At 40.5% G+C, this 20,026-nt stretch carries 15 protein-coding genes; 10 read left to right on the forward strand and 5 right to left on the reverse strand.

Annotated features, from left to right (window positions below; translation table 11 throughout):
• Positions 1 to 63: 63 nt before the first annotated feature.
• The 3 genes from F580_RS26490 to metJ all read right to left on the reverse strand — a co-directional run bounded on the left by F580_RS26490 (position 64) and on the right by metJ (position 1,374).
• The gene (locus tag F580_RS26490; protein WP_157443192.1) at positions 64 to 231 is read right to left on the reverse strand and encodes a nucleotidyl cyclase domain-containing protein; all 168 of its coding nucleotides are present in this window, start codon (positions 229 to 231) and stop codon (positions 64 to 66) included.
• Between the two features lie 24 nt (positions 232 to 255).
• A complete protein-coding gene (locus F580_RS25080) occupies positions 256 to 891 on the reverse strand; it encodes a sensor domain-containing diguanylate cyclase (RefSeq protein WP_019029556.1) in 636 nt (211 codons plus the stop codon).
• Between the two features lie 153 nt (positions 892 to 1,044).
• Complete coding sequence (gene metJ, locus F580_RS0120110; RefSeq protein ID WP_019029557.1) at positions 1,045 to 1,374, reverse strand: met regulon transcriptional regulator MetJ; 330 nt, start codon at positions 1,372 to 1,374, stop codon at positions 1,045 to 1,047.
• A gap of 249 nt (positions 1,375 to 1,623) precedes the next feature.
• Between metJ and metB the strand changes: the two genes are divergently transcribed.
• From metB to F580_RS0120130, 4 genes are all read left to right on the forward strand, one after another.
• Entirely contained in the window at positions 1,624 to 2,790 is a 1,167-nt protein-coding gene (metB, locus tag F580_RS0120115) for a cystathionine gamma-synthase (protein ID WP_019029558.1), read from the forward strand.
• A gap of 38 nt (positions 2,791 to 2,828) precedes the next feature.
• Positions 2,829 to 5,375: a bifunctional aspartate kinase/homoserine dehydrogenase II gene (gene metL / locus F580_RS0120120; RefSeq protein ID WP_019029559.1), complete on the forward strand. Its 2,547-nt coding sequence runs from the start codon at positions 2,829 to 2,831 to the stop codon at positions 5,373 to 5,375.
• Between the two features lie 234 nt (positions 5,376 to 5,609).
• On the forward strand, positions 5,610 to 6,989 hold the full coding sequence (locus F580_RS0120125; protein ID WP_019029560.1) for a hypothetical protein: 1,380 nt from the start codon (positions 5,610 to 5,612) through the stop codon (positions 6,987 to 6,989).
• A 38-nt stretch (positions 6,990 to 7,027) separates the two neighbouring features.
• Positions 7,028 to 8,155: an acetyltransferase domain-containing protein gene (locus F580_RS0120130; protein WP_019029561.1), complete on the forward strand. Its 1,128-nt coding sequence runs from the start codon at positions 7,028 to 7,030 to the stop codon at positions 8,153 to 8,155.
• Positions 8,156 to 8,295: 140 nt separating this feature from the next.
• Here F580_RS0120130 and argE read toward each other — a convergent pair whose 3' ends face one another.
• Positions 8,296 to 9,444 carry an acetylornithine deacetylase gene (gene argE / locus F580_RS0120135; RefSeq protein ID WP_019029562.1) on the reverse strand — a complete coding sequence of 383 codons (1,149 nt, stop codon included), beginning with the start codon at positions 9,442 to 9,444 and terminating at the stop codon, positions 8,296 to 8,298.
• 123 nt (positions 9,445 to 9,567) lie between these two features.
• Here argE and argC point away from each other — a divergent pair, with 123 nt between their 5' ends.
• The 6 genes from argC to argA all read left to right on the forward strand — a co-directional run bounded on the left by argC (position 9,568) and on the right by argA (position 17,260).
• Positions 9,568 to 10,620 (forward strand): N-acetyl-gamma-glutamyl-phosphate reductase, encoded by a 1,053-nt coding sequence (gene argC / locus F580_RS0120140; protein WP_019029563.1) that lies wholly within the window; start codon positions 9,568 to 9,570, stop codon positions 10,618 to 10,620.
• A gap of 43 nt (positions 10,621 to 10,663) precedes the next feature.
• The gene (gene argB, locus F580_RS0120145; RefSeq protein ID WP_019029564.1) at positions 10,664 to 11,470 is read left to right on the forward strand and encodes an acetylglutamate kinase; all 807 of its coding nucleotides are present in this window, start codon (positions 10,664 to 10,666) and stop codon (positions 11,468 to 11,470) included.
• A gap of 47 nt (positions 11,471 to 11,517) precedes the next feature.
• The gene (locus tag F580_RS0120150) at positions 11,518 to 12,459 is read left to right on the forward strand and encodes an ornithine carbamoyltransferase (protein WP_019029565.1); all 942 of its coding nucleotides are present in this window, start codon (positions 11,518 to 11,520) and stop codon (positions 12,457 to 12,459) included.
• Between the two features lie 207 nt (positions 12,460 to 12,666).
• Positions 12,667 to 13,929, forward strand: coding sequence for an argininosuccinate synthase (locus tag F580_RS0120155; protein WP_019029566.1), 1,263 nt, complete (start codon positions 12,667 to 12,669; stop codon positions 13,927 to 13,929).
• 2 nt (positions 13,930 to 13,931) lie between these two features.
• A complete protein-coding gene (argH, locus tag F580_RS0120160) occupies positions 13,932 to 15,878 on the forward strand; it encodes an argininosuccinate lyase (protein WP_019029567.1) in 1,947 nt (648 codons plus the stop codon).
• Between the two features lie 71 nt (positions 15,879 to 15,949).
• Positions 15,950 to 17,260, forward strand: a complete 1,311-nt coding sequence (gene argA, locus F580_RS0120165; protein WP_019029568.1) for an amino-acid N-acetyltransferase — start codon at positions 15,950 to 15,952, stop codon at positions 17,258 to 17,260.
• 79 nt (positions 17,261 to 17,339) lie between these two features.
• On the opposite strand, the gene F580_RS0120170 is transcribed toward argA, so the two are convergent.
• Entirely contained in the window at positions 17,340 to 19,973 is a 2,634-nt protein-coding gene (locus tag F580_RS0120170; protein WP_019029569.1) for a penicillin-binding protein 1A, read from the reverse strand.
• Positions 19,974 to 20,026: the final 53 nt, after the last annotated feature.

Consider the following 20,026-nt stretch of genomic DNA (forward strand, 5'->3'; position numbering starts at 1 on the left):
TAAATGCCAATATGAAGATATTGGCATTTTTATAGGTGAAAAACCTTATTCCTCCCGGAATTTTTAGCTTGGTATAGCGCTGTCAGCACGAGAAAATAAAGCATCAAAAGAGGTATCACTGGCCAAAAAGCTAGAAACACCAATACTGACAGAAAGCTTGATAATACCTGGCCAGTCTCCGACTATTTTCAGTTCACTTTGTTTCTTGCAAATACGCTCTGCCAATATCAAAGCGGATTCGATAGCGGTTTCAGGTCAAATAATAGAGAACTCCTCACCACCAATACGCGCAAGAATATCGGTTTGCCTTAGGCTCCCTTGCAGCTGCTTGGCAACCTCAATTAATACTTGATCGCTAGCGGGGTGACCGTATTGGTCATTAATACTTTTAAAATGATCTATATCAATGGAAATAAGTGTCATCGGCTTTGTGTAGCGCTTGGCTAGCTTATACTCTTTTTCTGCTTGCTCAATGAAGTAACGTTGATTATACAAGTAGGTTAATGGGTCCGTATTAGCCAGTTTTTTACATTCTTCTTTGAGTTTGAATAACTCGGTCACATCAGTTGAAAAACCAATCATTGCCGGTAATTTATCCGGTTGCAATAAGGGCACTTTGGTACTGATATAGCGATGAATATTTCCCTCATCGTCGGTGGTGGTTTCTTCAATAACCTGCTTTTTATTCGTCGCAAAGACCTGTAAGTCTGACTGGTAAAAATGATCGGCCATCGCTTTAGGTAACACCTCCGTATCTTTCTTACCGAGAATGTTTTTTGCTGTATCACCAAACAATTTCGATACTTTAGCATTCACATAGAGGAAAGTTCTTTGAGAGTCTTTCATATAAACATAGGCATTGATGTTATTCAAAATGCTATGGCGTAGCATAAAACTATCACGGATTAATGAGTTAACCCCTGATAGCGGAATTATCGAGGTTCGCTAAACAGATAATTGTAAATTTTAATGGCTGACTATCGAGGTAATAAAAAAGGCACTGAATCAGTACCTTTTTTTTAGTGCTTAATTGAGTACTAAAAGCTATTCATCATCGACTTCATAAGCACTAAAGTCGGTAATACCTTTCGCTTCAAGTAATCGCCTAACACTGGCAGGTAACTTCTCGTTGTTATCTTTCGCTAGATCTTCATCATCGGGCAACGGCTGACCACTGAATGCATGCAAAAAGGCTTCACATAACAATTCACTGTTGGTGGCATGTCGTAGGTTGTTCACTTGACGTCTGGTGCGTTCATCGGTTAAAACTTTTAACACGCGCAAAGGAATAGAAACGGTAATTTTCTTTACTTGCTCGCTTTTTTTACCGTGTTCGGCATAGGGATTTATGTACTCGTCATTCCACTGAGCCATGGATATTCCTCTGTTTTACTTTAAAAGTTGCGGATAGGTTAAGGGGGTAATTTTACCTATTGCGATAAAGCAGTCAAGTAGAAGTTTAGATGTCTAAAATTACTTGACCCAAATATACAAAGTGTTTAGAGTTATAGACGTCCAAACATCCAAACGAAAACGTAGCTAATAAGTTAGCACAAAGACGGTAAAAACAGGTGAATTCAATCTTGCTTGTGACCACCCAGCTTAATTAATGGAGATAAATAAATGTCGATTACTAACAAAAGTAATATTACTACTTCGGCAGTAAGAGCCGGTATTAATACCGATCAGCATCATGGCGCGGTGGTTGCTCCTATCCATTTATCCAGCACGTACTCATTAAAAGGTTTTAATGATAAACGTCGATTTGATTATTCTCGTACTGGTAACCCTACGCGCGCTACGTTTGCTGAAGTGATTGCCGATTTAGAGCAAGGCAGTGTCGGTATTGTTACCAGCACCGGTATGGCGGCAGTGCATTTAATTTGTCAGCTGTTATCCACTGAAGATACCGTGGTTATTCCACATGACTGTTACGGTGGTAGTTTTAGATTATTTACCCATTTAGCTAAACGAGGTCAGTTTAAGCTGATTGTTGTTGATCAAAATGACCAACAAGCGCTCAATAATGCCTTAGCGCACAAACCTAAGTTAGTATTACTTGAAAGTCCAAGCAATCCACTATTACGCATAGTGGATATTGAGGCAGTCACCAAAGTATGCCATAATGCGGGTGCATTAGTGGCAGTAGATAATACCTTTTTATCGCCAGCCTTACAGCAGCCCTTAACATTAGGTGCTGATATTGTTTTCCACTCAACTACTAAATACATTAATGGCCATAGTGATGTCGTTGGCGGTGTTTTAGTGACCAAAACTGCCGAGCTTGGTGAAAAGTTAGCATGGTGGGCAAACTGTATTGGTATTACCGGCAGTGCTTTTGATAGCTTCTTAGCGTTGCGTGGTTTAAAAACATTACCGGTAAGAATGAAACAACATCAAGAAAATGCCTTACAAGTCGCTGATTTTTTGAAAACACATGATGCGATTGATGCCGTGTACTTTCCAGGTTTTACTGATCATCCAGGACATGATATAGCCAAAAAACAGCAGTCAGGTTATGGTGCTATGTTAAGTTTTGAGGTTAGGGGGGGCGTTGAGGCAGTTAAAAAATTATTTGAACACCTTGAATTATTCACTTTAGCGCAATCCTTAGGTGGTGTGGAAAGTCTTATCAGCCATCCATCAACGATGACGCATGCAGGTATGGAAATAGCAGATCAGTTAGCGGCGGGCATTACCCAGTCTTTAGTACGTATATCGGTAGGAATTGAAGATATCGAAGATATTTTGGCCGATTTAGCCCAGGGGTTAGCCCAAAGTCAGCAGTAATAATTAAATAGACAATTAGCAGTTGAGCAGGCAGAGAGATGACACAAGAAAATATTAACCTAAATAAGATTAACAAAGATAAAGCCGAGCCGCGCCGAGAAATTGCCGAGTCTGACTTTACTACTGACGTACCCTCGGAAAATAAACTTGCAAAACATGCGATCCAAGTACACAAATTTGGTGGTAGTTCTTTAGCCACAGCTGAATGTATTAAACGTGTTCTTGAAATTATCCGGGCGAATTGTCAACTAAACGATATTGTTGTGGTTTCAGCAAACGGTAAAACAACGGATAGCTTATTCGCACTACATGATCTAGTTGAACGCACAATCGCTGAGCAAAAAATACAAACGAGTGATGAAATAACTCAACTTATTACTGCGTTAGCGAAAGCGCAAGAAAAACTCATTACTGACTTATTAAATGCTAATAATACCAAACAGTTATTACTAAGATTGTCTAAAGATATTGAGCAATTAAGCCACTGGTTAGCGGGTGATATTGTTAAGTATCGCAATGATATTCTCGCTTTTGGTGAAGTGTGGTCAGCAAGGTTGTTGTCAGCGTTACTTAATGAGCAAGTTTGCCCAAGTAATAGTATTGATTCCCGTGACTTTCTTGTTATCGATAATGAACAAAGTTGTGTGGTCGATACGGCTAAAAGTGCCGCACAATTAAGGCAAAGGCGTCAGTTTGGCAAGTTAGCGGTTATCACCGGTTATATCAGTAAAGATAGTCGTGGTAATAGTTGCACTTTAGGGCGAAATGGCAGTGATTACTCTGCTACTATTATTGCCTCATTAGTTGCAGCAGGTAATGTAACTTTATGGACAGACGTTGATGGTATTTATAGTGCTGATCCTCGTGTGGTGCCTAATGCTAGAAAATTACACCGATTACCCAATGGTGTAGCCAAAGAGTTAGGTCGTCTAGGTAACCCCGTGTTACATGCTAAAACCTTACTACCACTGATTAATCCATTAAGTGAACATCATACACATTTACATGTTGCTAGTAGTTTTGATCCTAAGGTTATCGGTACTGAAATAGGTAAATTTGGCCAAATCGCCAAACAAGAGTTATCAGTAACTTACCTTAACGATTTACTGTTAGCGCAATCGGTAAGTTTTACCGGAAAAACCGCGGAGAGAGCAAAAGCTGAGTTTTCGCCTCTTTGCATGGATAACCAAAAAGGCTTTATGGTTATCACTCAAGAGCAACAAAAATCATTAAGTCAGTGGCTAGCTAGTCATGATGTTGAAATCACCTTCAAACCCGTGTCGATTATTGCCACGGTTGGCCATCGTGTCGCAGAACGTGGTGATATTAAAGCCCGCTTTAAACGCTCATTAAAAACAGCCAAGCCCATAGATATCTTGGGCAGTGATAACGATCATAGTGTTATTGCAATTTTACCAGAGACTTGCTCAATTGAATTATTAAATAGCGTGCACCATGAGATGACTAAAGATGTCCGTCATATTGGGCTAGTTGTTGCGGGTATGGGCAATATTGGCGAACGCTTCTTAGAGTTATTGCCCGCGCAGCTGAATAAAGTATATGCTTTAGAAAATTTGCATTTAGTTGGTTTACTCTCTTCAAAAAAAGCGTTAATAAATAATGATGGTATTGATGTAGCTCAAGCAAGTAAATTATTTGCACAGGAAGCGCAAAACTATGATACTGAACAGCTTATTTCTTGGTTGACCCAAAACCCTTATGATGAGTTAATTGTGGTCGATATCACCCCAAGTGAAGATTTTAGTTTACTGTATGAACAGATGTTTTCTTTAGGTATCCATGTCATTGGTGCTAATAAATGGGCAGCTTCGAGTAGCACAAAGCATTTTAATAATTTAGTAAATACTGCGGATAAAAATAACAGCTTATGGTTAGGAAACACTACAGTTGGAGCAGGTTTACCTATCAATTATGCTATTGAGGACTTACGTCAAAGTGGTGATAGCATTAGCGAGTTATCAGGAATCTTCTCCGGCACCCTGAGTTGGTTATTTGAAACCTATGACGGTACTACAAAATTTTCAGAGCTGTTATTAAATGCCTTAGCACAAGGGATTACCGAGCCAGATCCGCGTGAAGATTTATCGGGTCGTGACGTACAACGAAAGTTATTAATTTTAGCTCGAAAAGCTGGATTTGAACTAGCCTTAGAAGATATTGACTGTCAAAATTTAGTGCCAGAAGCATTACAATCATTATCAACCCATGACTTTTTAGCCCGAGCTAATGAGTTAGATGAATATTTTTCCTCAGCGTTAAGTGATGCCAAGAGTAAAGGTGCTTGTATTCGTTATGTAGCACGTTTTCAATATGACGATGCCACCGGCGTTACTGCTAAAGTGAGTTTAGAAGTATTGCCGCAAACTGATGCCTTTGCCAATTTAACCCCCTGTGACAACATTTTCCAAATCAGTAGCCATTGGTATCAAGACAACCCATTAATTATTCGTGGACCGGGTGCCGGACGAGATGTCACTGCAGGTGGGTTACATTCTGATTTAGTTAAAATATGTCAGCAACTGGCCCATAAACAACATCAAGTGAGAATAAAGGGCATTAATTAATTACCGCTATTTCATGGCAGCAATATCCCTCTGCCATATATCGAAATAAAAATACCTATGCTAGGAAATAAAGCATAGGTATTTTTTTTGGAAAAAATAAATGGTGATGACTTTGATGAGAATAATTAATAACTTAGTTATATCGCTCTTTAAAGTAATAGCCACTTGTCTTACTATTGCATTTAGCTATGATTACTAGCATGATAGATATTATTTATTCGCATTCGCGCAGCAATGGCTAAAGACTCTCCTCACCAAACACATTACACCCGACAAATTCATCATTTGTTAGCTATGGTCTATGGGCGTAGCTCAGTTAAAGACTCTTTGTTAGATCGTGCTATTGGTTATTTTGAGCAAGAAGAGTTTCGTCCTTCAGATGAGAAAAAATCGTTGCAAGAATCCTCTGTTGAACAAATGCAACGCACAGAACGTCATTCTAATTTACTGTCTATTTCATTGACTATTCTTGAGTTAGCGGAAGGCGAAAACTACGCTGACAATAACCGAAAGTCAGCACAGTTTCTTGGTACTATTCAGTTAATTAGACCTAGCGAAGGAAAACACGTAGCCACAAACAATGAACAAAGAAAATCAGTTTATAAAGCCGTTTTAGCGCTACGTTTACTTGACCGCTTAATTCTTGATGGTCAAATGCTCGAACCCTATGTTAATAAGTTTTTAACTGATATATCACCAGAGCAGTACTTAGATTTTGCTGATCACGACAGTGAAGCTTACCAGCGATTTACCGCCCAAGTAAAAATTCCGCTTATTATGGCGTCTATCATAGAAGATATCGGGCTCTACCATCCAAAATCACAAAGTATACTTCTGGGTGGCGATGGTAAGCTAGACCCTTTTCGTACCTTAGAAGTGAAGCAGCGAAAAGAGCTACTGCAAATCAATTATCGTCAAACATTGAAATACGTTAGTGAGGGCGTTGGTATGCCAATTTTTGTCGGTAATACCAAAGCGGAACGCGAGCAGTTTATTGTTGACGAGCAGGATAAACACGCGTTTATAAAACTGTTATTAAAAGCCAGTATCAACCCTAAAAACACTATTGGTAACGTTTTAAAAGTACCGCAAATTTATACTTCAATAATCTTTTCAACCAAAGCTAGTTATAACTACAAATTGCTACCACAAGTCTTTCAGGTACTGAATAAAAATGCAGAATTAGGCGCCTGTGCACAGCTGGTGGTTGATGCTCTATATAAAATTACTGGTATGTTCCCGCAAGGTTTTGGTGTTGTCTATATGCCTTTAGGAGAGTTAAGCGGCACAGGTGATTGTTATGAATACGCTATCGTTAACGGCCTTTACCCTGCCAAAGCAGAACAGCCAAATTGTCGAATGACCACCCGTAAACTCACTTTTATCGGTTATGGTCAAAATACGGTTATCGCAATTAATAGTAATCTATATTTCACTAACACGGCAAAGAAGCTAGCAACCTTGAGTAAAGACCGTTTAAATGAAATATTAGAGCTTTTAAGCTCAAACTCTAAAGAGCGTAAAAAGTTAGATTTACTGCCTCGCTGCTGGTATGGCAACGAATTTTTTTCAGTAAAAGCAAATCAAAACCTTTGGAATAAAGTGGATCCATAAGTTCTCAACATAAAGCCGTTACAAAAGGAAGAGAATCAATGACAAGTCAGGTAAAAAGTAAACGTATTGCTGCCATCGATTGGATGCGTGGTTTTGTCATGATCATTATGGTGTTAGATCATGTATCAATGGTTTATAACAGAGATCATTTGTCGACAGACTCCGCAGTCAATTATGTTCTTGGCACGCCGTTACCCGCCTTTGAATTTTTCAGTCGTTGGATAAGCCATATTTGTGCCCCCGTTTTTGTGTTTTTAGCAGGGACGGCCTTAGCTATTAGCGTTGAGCGCAAGTTATCTCGAGGGTTTGATAGCAAAGGTATTGATAAAGATATTTTGATTCGCGGCGCTTTTATTGCTTTATTAGATCCAACCATCACCTCATTTTTCGGCGGTAAGCTGACCTTCCAAGTACTTTATGCTATTGGTATTGCTATGATGTGCATGGCTTTCTTTAGACGATTATCCAGTAAGCAATTAGTTATTATTGCTATGGCTTGGATATTAGGTGGTGAACTCGTTACTGCGCAGTTTTGGTTTGCCGGTGGTCAAGAGCAATCAATTATTGTTGGTTTGTTAATAGGTAAGTATTCATCTCCAGACTTAAGTATTTCTTATGCCGCGGTGCCTTGGCTGTCGGTGATGATTATTGGCTGGGTGTTTGGTCGATATATTCTCGATTACGGTGATGGCAGGGTGACGGTTAGCCCGGCTAAATTACTGTTTCGTTTAGGCTTTGCAGCATTAGCTGCTTATGTTGCCATCCGTTACTTCAATGATTACGGCAATATGTTTTTATTAAAAGAAGATAATAGTTGGCAACAATGGTTACATGTTAGTAAATACCCACCTTCAGCGAGCTTCATCATGCTTGAATTAGGACTTATGGCGGTTATTCTCGCCTCAATGATTAAAGTTGAGCAGCGTATAGGAGTAAGACCAAATGGGGTATTACTGGTATTTGGTCAAACGTCAATGATGTTTTATTTGGTACATAGAATCTTCTTAACGGGTACTGGTACTTTTGGCGGTATGAGGGATATAACAGACTTGCCAGGAAGTTACCTCATTACTGGGCTGATACTGCTGTTATTGTATCCTTTTTGTTTATGGTATCGAGGCTTTAAGGCTAAACATCCAGAGTCGATTTGGTTAAAATACCTGTAAAGTATGTCAACGCACAGGTTAACTCAAAAAGGTTGTCATATACCCAAGCTACTTCAATATAGTTCTATGACTGCCTTTTTATTACTGTTTTGGTTATTACTGTTTTAGTTATGACTACTAGCCATAACAAACATCTCGAACTATAGGCAGTAATACTCAATCATTTTTGTTAACAAGCGTTCAGTTTTATCTATTTCACTGTGGGCAAGAAATTCATTTGGTTGATGAGCCTGATCAATAGAACCAGGGCCCAACACTATCGTTTGACAACCTAGCTGCTGAATATAAGGGGCTTCAGTGGCGTAATTAACGGCACAGCAACTATGACCACTAATTTCCTCGGCAATATCTATTAGTGTACTGGGTTTCTTTTGCTCAAAGCTAGGTGAACTCGGGTGCATTTCAGCAAAACTGATTCTACCGGGATAAAGTTCAGCCAATGGCTTTAATGCCTCACTTAGCCAATTAATCAATTCATCATCGCTCATACCGGGCAATGAACGTAAATCAATATCCAAATGACAATGACCACAAATCCTATTGGCATTATCTCCGCCAGAAATAGCACCTAAGTTTAACGTTGGTGCAGGTACATCAAAGGCTTCATTGTGGTAATTGAGCTGGAACTTTTCTTTTAAGTCTAACAATTGGCCAATGACTTTATAGATAATTTCTATGGCATTAACACCAAGTGCAGGCTTACTTGAATGACCCGACTTACCTTCGACACTAATACGGTGTGACATATGACCTTTATGCATAACTACAGGGACTAAATTAGTTGGCTCACCAATAATGGCAACATCAGGTTTTATTGTTTGGCTATTTGCAAAAAAACGGGCGCCAGCCATAGTCGTTTCTTCATCCGCAGTGGCAAGAATATATAAAGGTTTTTTTAACTGTTTAGCGGTTAAGTTCTGACAGACCTGCAATATAAAAGCGAAGAAACCTTTCATATCACAAGTACCTAATCCAAAGAACTTATCATCTTGATTGACTACTTTATGTGGGTCTGACTGCCAACGGTTTTCATCAAAAGGTACAGTGTCACTGTGGCCTGCCAACAATAACCCCCCCTCACCACTACCTAACTTAGCCAGTAAGTTAAATTTATTGTTGGTAGTAGGTACCGCTTGAATTTCAATACTAAAACCAAGTTGTTCAAACCAAGTAGCTAATAGTTGGATAACTTCATTGTTACCCTGATCCCAGCTCGGTTGTGTGGAGCTAATAGAAGAGCAAGCGATTAACTGGCTCAAGCTTTGGCTGAAATTAGGCAGCTTTGTCATAAATAACCTATAAAATTCGAATAATTACTTAAATAGTTATGCTGATAAGTTGCATAACTACCCATGCGGTGTTACCTTAGTTCTATAGTGTAAATAACCTGCTTTGATAAGGCTACTGCAAAAATGACAAAGGCTATACTCGATTCGAATAACAGTGTGCAAAAAGTGGCGGTTATCGGCGCCAGTGGTTATGCCGGAGCAGAGCTGGTTGGCTTATTATGCAAGCATAACCAAGCACAAATTGAGCATTTAGTTGTTTCTGAAAATAGCCGATCTGAAGGTAAGCTTTTTAGTGACTTACATGGTCGTTTTAACGGGATATGTGATCTGCCCTTGCAAGCCTTCTCTCCAGCATGGTTTGAGCAGCATGCGTCAGGTTTAGATGTGGTTTTCTTCGCCACCCCCCATGAATTCAGTGCTGACTGGGCACAAGCCTTTGTCGAAGCTGGCGTGAAAGTGTTTGATCTTTCCGGTGGCTTTAGATTAAAAGACGCCAATGATTACCCTAAATATTACGGCTTTGAGCATGCCAACACAGACGCATTGGCATCTGCTAAGTATGGCTTAGCCGAATGGCAGCAAGATGATATTGCCGATACCAACTTAGTCGCAGTACCTGGTTGTTATCCAACGGCAAGCTTACTTTGTTTAAAACCACTGACAACTAACCATTTAGTGCTAGAAAATTCATTGGTTGTCGTTAATGGTATTAGTGGCGTCACCGGTGCTGGACGAAATGCCTCGTTAGCAACTAATTTTAATGAAGTGAGCTTAAAAGCTTATAACGTATTGCAGCATAGACATCAGCCTGAAATATCTCAAGAAGCGGCAATAGAGGTGATATTTAACCCGCATTTAGCGCCTTACAAAAGAGGCCTGTTAGCAACGGTAACCTTGCAACTTAAAACTGGCGTTACTAATGCTCAAGTACAGCAAGCTTTTGCACAGGCTTATAGCGATAAACCTTTAGTCAGGTTAGTAGCCAGTTGGCCCGAAATTGGCAATGTTGCTTATACACCATTTGCTGATGTGCATTGGCAACTCGATGAAGAAAAGCAGGTGGTAGTGGTCAGTTGTGCCATAGATAACTTACTTAAAGGCGCAGCTTCGCAAGCTGTGCAATGTTTTAATATTTCACTTGGCTTGGTCAGTGAGTTCTCATTAATAAATGCTTAGAAAATTAGAAAAGAACCGTATTAAAGTATAGCAAGGAATAAAGATGAACAAGCCTGAACTAAAGCCACAAGTTAAACCAAAGCTAAAGCCCTTAGTCATTAAAATTGGCGGCACCATTCTTGAAAAAGAATCAGCACTCAGTGCTTTATTCAGTGTGATTGCCCAGTTGAAAAACAAACAAGTAGTTTTGGTACATGGTGGTGGCTGTGTGGTTGATGAAATGTTAGCGCAAGCTGGCTTTACTACCGAGAAAAAACATGGCTTACGGGTCACACCAAAAGAGCAGATAGCCTTAATTAGTGGCGTTCTTGCGGGTACGGTTAATAAAGCTATTGTTGCTACCGCCAATAGTATGGGGTTAGCGGCGGTCGGTTTATCATTAAACGATGGCGATATGATCAGTTGTACTTTATCTACTCAAGAGTTAGGTCAAGTTGGTGTGCCACATAGTAATAACAGTAAGTTATTAGACACGCTATTAACAAGCAAGTTCTTACCGGTAATCTCTTCAATTGGTGCCCTAGAGAATGGCGACTTAGTTAATGTGAATGCCGATGATGCCGCGGTAGCTATTTGCCAACTACTTAATGCGGAATTATTGTTACTGACCGATGTAAATGGCGTTAAAGGCGCTGATGGTGAGTATTTATCGTCACTTAATGGCGAACAAGCTGAACATTTGATCGAGCAGGGCGTTATTGCTGGTGGTATGACCGCAAAAGTTAATGCGGCGCTATTGGCAGCAAAACAATTACGACGAACTATCGCGGTTGCCAGTTGGCAATCGCCGGAGCAAATCACCCAATTACTTGATGGTCAGGGCATTGGCACGCAAATTCAGCCAAATTAGTTTATCTGCTATCAAAAGCTTTAAAGAAATATTGAGAGAAAAACCTTATGTCGAGCACATTACCACTAACATCATTAGTTAATTTTTTAGCCGATGATCAGCTGAACAAAGCGCAATTATTAGCATTAATCGAATTGGCGATTAACATCAAAAAACATCCTAATGACTATAGCCAAGCATTGGCGGGAAAATCTGTAGCGATGATTTTCGAGAAACCTTCACTAAGAACGCATGTCAGTTTCGATATGGGCATTAATAAGTTAGGTGGTCATGCATTATATTTGGGTCAGCAAAATGGCAAGTTAGGTGAACGTGAGCGGGTTAGTGATTACGCGAAAAATTTATCGTGTTTTGCTGATCTTATTGTTGCCCGTGTCTTTAGTCATGATTCTATTCAAGGTTTAGCTGAACATGCCAGTATTCCGGTGATTAATGCTTTATGTGACGTTTATCATCCGTGCCAAGCACTGGCAGATTTTGTCACGCTATCAGAAACCTATGCTGATTTAAGCCAGGTAAAATTAGCCTATGTTGGCGATGGCAATAATGTCTCTAATTCATTAATGCTAATGGCGGCAACCTTAGGTGTAGATTTTACTTTGATTTGCCCAGCAGGTCATGAAGCACAACAAGATATCATTGAAAAAACCAAGTTACTTGCACAAGAGTCAGGCAGTAAGTTAACACTTACTAATGATATAAACGCCATTGGTAAACAAGATGTCATTTATACCGATACTTGGATTTCAATGGGTGATGAAGATAGCAGTAAAAAGGCAGAAATTCTCGCTAAGTTTGCCCCGTATCAAGTGAATCACGCGCTAATGGCAAAAGCACAGGCGAGCATGGTCCTACACTGTCAGCCAGCACATTTGGAAGAAGAAATAACGACGGAATTATTTGATAGTGAATTATCGAAAGTATTTCAGCAAGCAGAAAATAGAATGTGGGCGCAAAACGCCGTTCTAGTAACATTGCTTGCTAATTAACCATTGTGCAAACTATTTATTGCTATAGCTACGGTATAAGTACTCAGATACAAGAGTATGCTCCGGGCTTTTTTCTTGCTCTAGCAGCAAATAGCATAACGAACATTGATTAATTTAAAAGTTTATAAAAATTAGTAATGAAAGAATATGAGTTAAGTTAGTAATGATACTAGCTAGCAACATTTAAAAAATTTAAGAGAGAAAATCATGGCTTTAGCAAAGAAACAAATTAAAAAAGTAGTATTAGCATATTCTGGTGGCTTAGATACCTCGGCTATCATTCCGTGGTTAAAAGAAAACTATGAAGGCTGTGAAGTCATCGCCTTTTGTGCCGATGTTGGTCAGGGTGATGAAGAACTTGAGGGGGTGAAAGAAAAAGCCCTAGCCTCAGGTGCATCAGAATGTTATATAGTTGATCTTAAAGAAGAATACGTAAAGGAATATATTTACCCAATTTTGAAAACAGGCTCAGTGTACGAAGGTCAGTATTTATTAGGCACGTCAATGGCACGTCCTATCATTGCTAAAGCACACGTAGAGCTTGCCCTTAAAGTTGGTGCTGATGCCCTTTGTCATGGTTGTACCGGTAAAGGTAATGACCAAGTACGTTTTGAGTCTTGTTTTGCTGCTCTAGCGCCCGAGTTGACGGTAATTGCGCCATGGCGTGAGTGGGATATGGTTTCTCGTGAAGACTTACTTGATTACCTAGCTGAGCGTGATATTCCTTGTTCATCGTCATTAACTAAAATCTATAGCCGTGATGCTAACGCTTGGCATATTTCTCATGAAGGCGGTGAGTTAGAAGACCCATGGTGTGAGCCATCAAAAGAAGTATGGACCATGACGGTTGATCCAATGGATGCGCCCGATGTGCCAGAAAAAGTACAATTAAGCTTTCTTGCAGGTGAATTAGTTGCTATTGACGGTAAAGACTTCTCTGGTAGTGAAAAGGGTGCCGGCGCTTATGACGCCTTAATGTATCTTAACGATAAAGGCGCGGCACACGGTGTTGGTAGAATTGATATTGTTGAAAACCGTTTAGTAGGCATGAAGTCTCGTGGTTGTTATGAAACACCCGGTGGCACTATCTTAATGGCGGCATATAAAGGTTTAGAAACATTGATTCTCGATAAAGAATCTCTTAAATATCGTGAGTCTGTTGGTCTTGAGTTCTCACATGTTATTTATGATGGTCGTTGGTTTACGCCACTGGCTAAAGCACAGCTTGCCTCAGCAGCATCATTTGCTGAAAAATTAACCGGTGATGTAGTGGTTAAGTTATATAAGGGCATGGCGCAAGTGATTCAACGTCGCTCTCCTAACAGTTTATATTCTGAAGAGTTTGCCACCTTTGGTGCTGATGATGTTTACGACCAAAAACATGCTGAAGGTTTTATCCGTTTATTCAGTTTATCAAGCAGAATTACCGCACTAAGCCAAAAAGGCAGTTTAAAAGATCAGGAGAAATAGTTATGGCTTTATGGGGTGGAAGATTTAAAGGCAAGGCGAGTTTACAATTTAAGAAATTTAATGACTCACTGCCGATAGATTATCGTATGGCGGTGCAAGATATTGTCGGCTCAATTGCTTGGGCGCAAGCTATTCATGAAGTTGGCGTATTAAACGATGATGAATTAACACGTTTAACGGCCGCACTTGAAGAACTAAAAGCCTCGGTAGAAGAAAATCCTAAACAGATTTTACTATCTGATGCTGAAGATATTCATAGCTGGGTAGAAATTCAGTTAATTGAAAAAACCGGTGATTTAGGTAAGAAACTCCATACTGGTCGTAGTCGTAACGACCAAGTCGCGACCGATTTAAAACTTTGGTGTAAAGAGACCGGCGGCGATTTATTATTTGCGCTAGTTAATTTACAACAAGCGATGATGAATCTAGCTGAGCGTGAAAAAGATACCGTGCTACCGGGTTATACCCATTTACAAAGAGCACAGCCTATTACTTTCGGTCATTGGTGTTTAGCCTATGTAGAAATGTTTAACCGTGATATTGGTCGCTTAAAAGATGCCCTTTATCGTTTAGATGTTTCACCATTAGGCTCTGGCGCTCTTGCGGGTACTGCCTACCCAATTGACAGAAATGCCCTTGCTAATCGTTTAGGTTTTAGAACCGCAACCCTAAACAGTCTTGATGCCGTTTCTGATAGAGATCACGTCATTGAACTATTAGCTTCAGCCAGTATTTCCATGATGCATCTATCACGTTTTGCCGAAGACTTAATTTTCTATAATTCAGGTGAAGCGGGTTTTGTCGAAATGAGCGATTTAGTTAGCTCTGGTTCGTCGTTAATGCCGCAAAAGAAAAACCCTGATGCTTGTGAATTAATTCGTGGTAAAGCCGGGCGTGTTTTTGGTGCATTAACCGGTATGTTAACCACAATGAAAGCCTTAGCGCTTGCTTATAACAAGGATATGCAAGAGGACAAAGAAGGTTTGTTTGACGCCCTCGATACGTGGCAAGAATGTATGGAAATGGCGGTATTAGTGGCCGATGGCTTAAAGGTTAATCGCTCACGTACCCTTGCCGCAGCACAGCAAGGTTACGCCAATGCTACGGAACTGGCTGATTATTTAGTCGGCAAAGATATTCCGTTCCGCGAAGCGCACCATATTGTTGGTGAAGTGGTACTCGCCGCTATCGATAAAGCTGTGCCGTTAGAAGATTTAACCATCACGCAACTGCAAGAGTTCAGTGATAAAATTGAGCAAGATGTCTATCAACACCTTACCATTGAATCGACCCTTAATAAGCGTGAAGTGCTGGGTGGTACTTCTCGTGCACAGGTTGAAAAAGCGTTAGCGACTACACAGTCTGGCAATGAAGCTATTTTGAACGAGCAAGTCGTTGGTGCGCCAGGTAAGCAAAGAATTCAAGGGGCACTTAAACAGGTTAAACAACGGTTAAATGCTCAGCGTGCAGCTGCTATGTCAGTTCGTCGTGCGAGAATGTCTGATGTGGATAGTATTCATCTACTTGCTAATTTCTGGGCCGATAAGGGCGAGATATTACCTCGAACTCGTGACAATATCATTCATGACATCCAGAATTTTGTTGTTGCCGAGCTAGATGGTAAAGTTGTTGGTACCGCTTCACTTTATATTTATCAAACAGGGCTTGCTGAGATTCGCTCGGTAGTTGTAGATGTAAGTGCTCAGCAGCAAGGTCAGGGTGAAGCGTTGGTACAATATTTGTTAGAGTTCGCTTATCAAATGGAATTAGAACAAATTATAGTGTTGACTTATATTCCACAATATTTTGAGAAGCTTGGTTTTAACTTAATTGATAAAAGCTCATTAGCGGAAAATATCATTGAAGACAGTGAACCGAGTCCACATAAAGACCCGGCTGATGAAGTGGCGATGGAATATATACTCAATCAACCTCAAAAGGCATCTTGATACTGATTAGAGATAATGTCGGTCAGGTTACATAGTCAAAACACAGTAAATCGAATTGAAGAATGGAAAGCATGAATAATAGCGATCAAAATTACGTAAAATGGTTTAGAAATGCCGCGCCTTACATAAATGCCCATCGAGGAAAAACGGTGGTGCTAATGTTTGGTGGCGAAGCTGTTACTCACCCAAATTTTGGCAATATTATTCATGATATTTCTTTACTACGAAGTCTTGGGGTTAAATTGGTGGTGGTGCACGGTGCACGGCCACAAATTGAAGAACGCATGAAACAACGTGGTCTTGAAGGCAAGGTGGTTAGTAATATTCGGATCACTGATGCACAAACTTTAGTTGCGGTGAAAGACGCTACCGGCTCATTACGTCTGCACATCGAAGCATTACTCTCTACCGGTGTAGTTAATTCACCTATGCACGGCTCACAAATTAGAGTCAGTACCGGTAATTTTGTTATAGCCAAACCTATGGGTGTTCGTCATGGCGTGGACTATAAATACACTGGCAGTGTCAGGAGAATAGACTCTGACGGCATCAATATGCAGTTAGATTACGGCTCAATTGTTTTGCTGTCACCCATTGGTTACTCACCAACAGGTGAAGTGTTCAACCTGGCTTTAGAAGATGTGGCAACGCAAACTGCGATTGCACTTAAAGCCGATAAGCTGATAGCCCTTACTGAAGACGAAGGGCTTATCGATAAATCGGGTGAGCTCATTCGCAGTTGTAGCGTGCGTACCGTTAAAACCTTGCTTGATGAAAAAGATTGCCATGTTCGCCAATTATTACTGCGCTCTATCATTCAAAGTGGTGAAAATGGCGTTGAGCGTTGTCATTGCGTCAGCTATCAAAGTGACAGTGCCTTGTTACAAGAGCTGTTCACGCGTGATGGTGCTGGTACTTTAATTGCCAAAGATCATAAAGAATTAATTTCTACCGCTACGATTGATGATGTCGCTGGGATTTTAGAGCTGATTCAACCACTGGAGGAAGAGGGCGTATTGGTTAAACGCTCTCGTGAATTACTCGAGATGGAAATTGGCTGTTTCACCGTCCTTAAAAAAGAAGATGTCATTATCGCTTGCGCGGCGTTATATCCATACCCTGAAGCTAAAACTGGTGAGGTTGCCTGTGTTGTTATTGACCCGGACTATCGTAAAGGTAATCGAGGTGAAAGGATCATTAGTGCTTTAGAAGAGAGTGCTAAGAAAAAAGGGTTAACCTCGTTATTTTTATTAACTACTGTCAGTGGTCATTGGTTTCGAGAACAGGGCTTTATTGAAACTTCATTAGAGCGCTTACCTGAAGGTAAACAGCAAATGTATAATTTTCAGCGTAACTCTCAGGTGTTTGTTAAAGACATCTAGCTTAGCAGTCGCTAATTTAATAAAAAAGCAGCTAGTAGGAAGTACTAGCTGCTTTTTTTGTTTTTTAAAATTGATTGCCTTAAAACAATTCTTCTTCCTCTTCTTCTTTTTCTTTTTTACCTGAGATTATGTCGCTACTATTATCTTGAGTGGCATACTCTGTCGGCACATTTCCTAAACGAAAGTATTCAAATTGGCTTGTTCTATCTGTTTTTGTGGTTAACTTCCCTGTTGTTTTATCTATGCGTACATAGACAATGTCAACAGGGGGTTGAAATGCTTCAACTTCCACATCGGCCAATGCTATTTTCATAAAGTCAATCCAGGCAGGTTGCGCCGATTTAGCACCGAACTCATTACCTGTGGTTTGGTTCTTACCTAGGTTGTTGTTATATACCGTTCGGCCAAGCATATGGCTAGGATCATCAAAGCCTATCCAAGACGTGGTAATTAAACGGCGGCTAAAGCCTGAAAACCAAGCGTCTTTAGCTTCGTTAGTGGTGCCCGTTTTACCGGCAATATCACGGCGTTTCAATGTTCTAGCTCGCCAACCAGTACCTTGCCAGCCATTCTCAATTGAATAGTCTGCCCCCCAAATGGCAGTATTAAGTGCTTGGGTGATCAAAAATGCATTCTGTGGGCTAATTACACGCGGAGCCTGCTTCACTTCAGCAATTACTTCAGCAGTTACTTCCGTCGGTAATTCACTGGTTGGCTCAGCTGGTGCAGTCGCTAATTTATCAGCTTTAATTGGTTGTTCGTCTTCATTAGTTGTTTGGGCTATATCTGATGCGAGAGCTAATTCAGCACTGTCAATATCGCTAGCTGGAATGCATGGATCGCAAGCTAAGGCAGGGTTAGCCTGGTAAATAACTTCCCCATCACTGTTTTCTATCCGATCAATTAAGTAAGGCTCTACTAAAAATCCGCCATTGGCAAATACGGCAAAGCCTGTCGCTACTTCTAGTGGTGTTAACGCAGCGGAGCCAAGTGCTAAGGTCTCACTACGAGGTAAGTCACTAGCATTAAAGCCAAAGTTAGTTAAATGATCTATGGTATTGCGAACACCGACACTTTTGAGTAATCGTACAGCGATAACGTTTTTTGATTGCGCCAACGCTAGGCGAACTCGTAATGGACCAACGTAGGTTTCAGGTGAGTTTCTAGGGCGCCAAACTACACCTGAGCTACTATCCCATTGATTTATTGGCGCATCATTGACTAATGAAGCAAGGGTAAAACCATGCTCAAGAGCGGCAGAGTATATAAAGGGCTTTATATTAGAGCCTACTTGACGCCTAGCTTGGGTAACTCGATTAAATTGACTTTGATTGAAGCTAAAACCACCAACGGCGGCCTTAATCGCGCCATCATCTGGAGAAAGTGAGACGATAGCTGCACTTGCTTGCGGTAGCTGCCCCAAGCGGTAACTATTATCGGACATTTTATTGACTAGTATGACATCTCCATACTTAAGGATTTCACTTGCTACTTTAGGGGGCCTACCTTGCTTTTGATCATTAATATAAGGTCGTGCCCAAGCTAGCCCTTGCCAATTAATAACAGATGTCTGCTCTTCGCGGAGTTGAATGGTCACCGACTTGTCTTCAACAGACGTAACAACTGCTGGGACTAACATTTGGTAATAGTTGGCTGCGGAAAGGGCTTTATTTATTTCCTCTGGCGATAATAAGGACAGCTGTGGAGTATGCTCACCGCTTGAAGGCCCGGTCACTTCAGGTCGAAGTGAGGTTAAAGGTCCACGAAAACCATGACGTTGGTCATAATTCATTAAGTTATTAACCAGTGCTTGTTCCGCTGCCGTTTGCAGCTTTGCCGTCACCGTGGTAAATACCCTGTATCCTTCTGAGTAGGCTTTTTCTTTTCCGTAGCGCTTTAATATTTCATTATGCGCCATTTCAGCTACATAGGGGGCGTCCAATTCTATTTCAGCGCCGTGTTTCTTGCCTGTTATAGGCGCATTTTTCGCTGCTTGATATTCTTGCTCTGAAATATAACCACTCACTAGCATACGTTTTAATACAACGCCTCTGCGAGCTTTTGCACGCGTTGGCGAGCGTATAGGGTTTAATGTGGAAGGGGCTTTAGGTAGTCCGGCTAAAACAGCAATTTGAGCAAGATTAAGTTCGTTAATTTCTTTGCCATAATAGACTTGAGCAGCAGCGCCAAAACCAAATGCTCTATGCCCTAGTTCAATTTTGTTGATGTATAGCATTAATATCTCATCTTTACTGAGTAAGCTCTCAATATGAAAGGATAAAAATATTTCTCGAATTTTTCGTATGTAGGTTACTTCTCTGGTTAGGAAAAAGTTACGGGCTACTTGCATAGTGATGGTACTCGCACCACCTTTGTCTTGTCCCATTAACTTGCCTAGGACAGCGCGGCCCATGCCTATGGGATCTACACCGAAATGCATATAAAAACGATCGTCTTCTGTCGCTAATAATGCATCAATAAGTTGTTGTGGAACTTGCTCAAATATTAAAGGTGTGCGTTTTTTCTCTCCAAATTGGGAAATAAGTAAACCGTTTCGGCTATAAATTTGTAATGGCGTTTGCCAGTGTATATTTTTTAAAGAGTCAACGTTTGGCAAGTCAGAACGTATTGATAAATATAAACTATATACACCAATGGAGATAACAATAAACAGTATCAGACTGGCTTTAAATAAATTTTTGATTGAGAACACAGCAAAAGACCAATTAGTGGATAAAAATGTAAGATAGTACTAGTATATCGTGT

It is taken from the genome of Colwellia piezophila ATCC BAA-637 (assembly GCF_000378625.1).
GTDB classification, from domain to species: Bacteria; Pseudomonadota; Gammaproteobacteria; order Enterobacterales; family Alteromonadaceae; genus Colwellia; species Colwellia piezophila.

Coding starts and splice junctions, on each gene's coding strand:
- argH (WP_019029567.1), top strand. CDS start 13,932: ATGGCTTTATGGGGTGGAAGATTTAAAGGCAAGGCGAGTTTACAATTT.
- argB (WP_019029564.1), top strand. CDS start 10,664: ATGAACAAGCCTGAACTAAAGCCACAAGTTAAACCAAAGCTAAAGCCC.
- metJ (WP_019029557.1), bottom strand. CDS start 1,374: ATGGCTCAGTGGAATGACGAGTACATAAATCCCTATGCCGAACACGGT.
- argC (WP_019029563.1), top strand. CDS start 9,568: ATGACAAAGGCTATACTCGATTCGAATAACAGTGTGCAAAAAGTGGCG.
- F580_RS25080 (WP_019029556.1), bottom strand. CDS start 891: ATGCTACGCCATAGCATTTTGAATAACATCAATGCCTATGTTTATATG.
- F580_RS0120155 (WP_019029566.1), top strand. CDS start 12,667: ATGGCTTTAGCAAAGAAACAAATTAAAAAAGTAGTATTAGCATATTCT.
- metL (WP_019029559.1), top strand. CDS start 2,829: ATGACACAAGAAAATATTAACCTAAATAAGATTAACAAAGATAAAGCC.
- F580_RS0120150 (WP_019029565.1), top strand. CDS start 11,518: ATGTCGAGCACATTACCACTAACATCATTAGTTAATTTTTTAGCCGAT.
- argE (WP_019029562.1), bottom strand. CDS start 9,444: ATGACAAAGCTGCCTAATTTCAGCCAAAGCTTGAGCCAGTTAATCGCT.
- F580_RS0120130 (WP_019029561.1), top strand. CDS start 7,028: ATGACAAGTCAGGTAAAAAGTAAACGTATTGCTGCCATCGATTGGATG.
- metB (WP_019029558.1), top strand. CDS start 1,624: ATGTCGATTACTAACAAAAGTAATATTACTACTTCGGCAGTAAGAGCC.
- F580_RS0120125 (WP_019029560.1), top strand. CDS start 5,610: ATGGCTAAAGACTCTCCTCACCAAACACATTACACCCGACAAATTCAT.
- argA (WP_019029568.1), top strand. CDS start 15,950: ATGAATAATAGCGATCAAAATTACGTAAAATGGTTTAGAAATGCCGCG.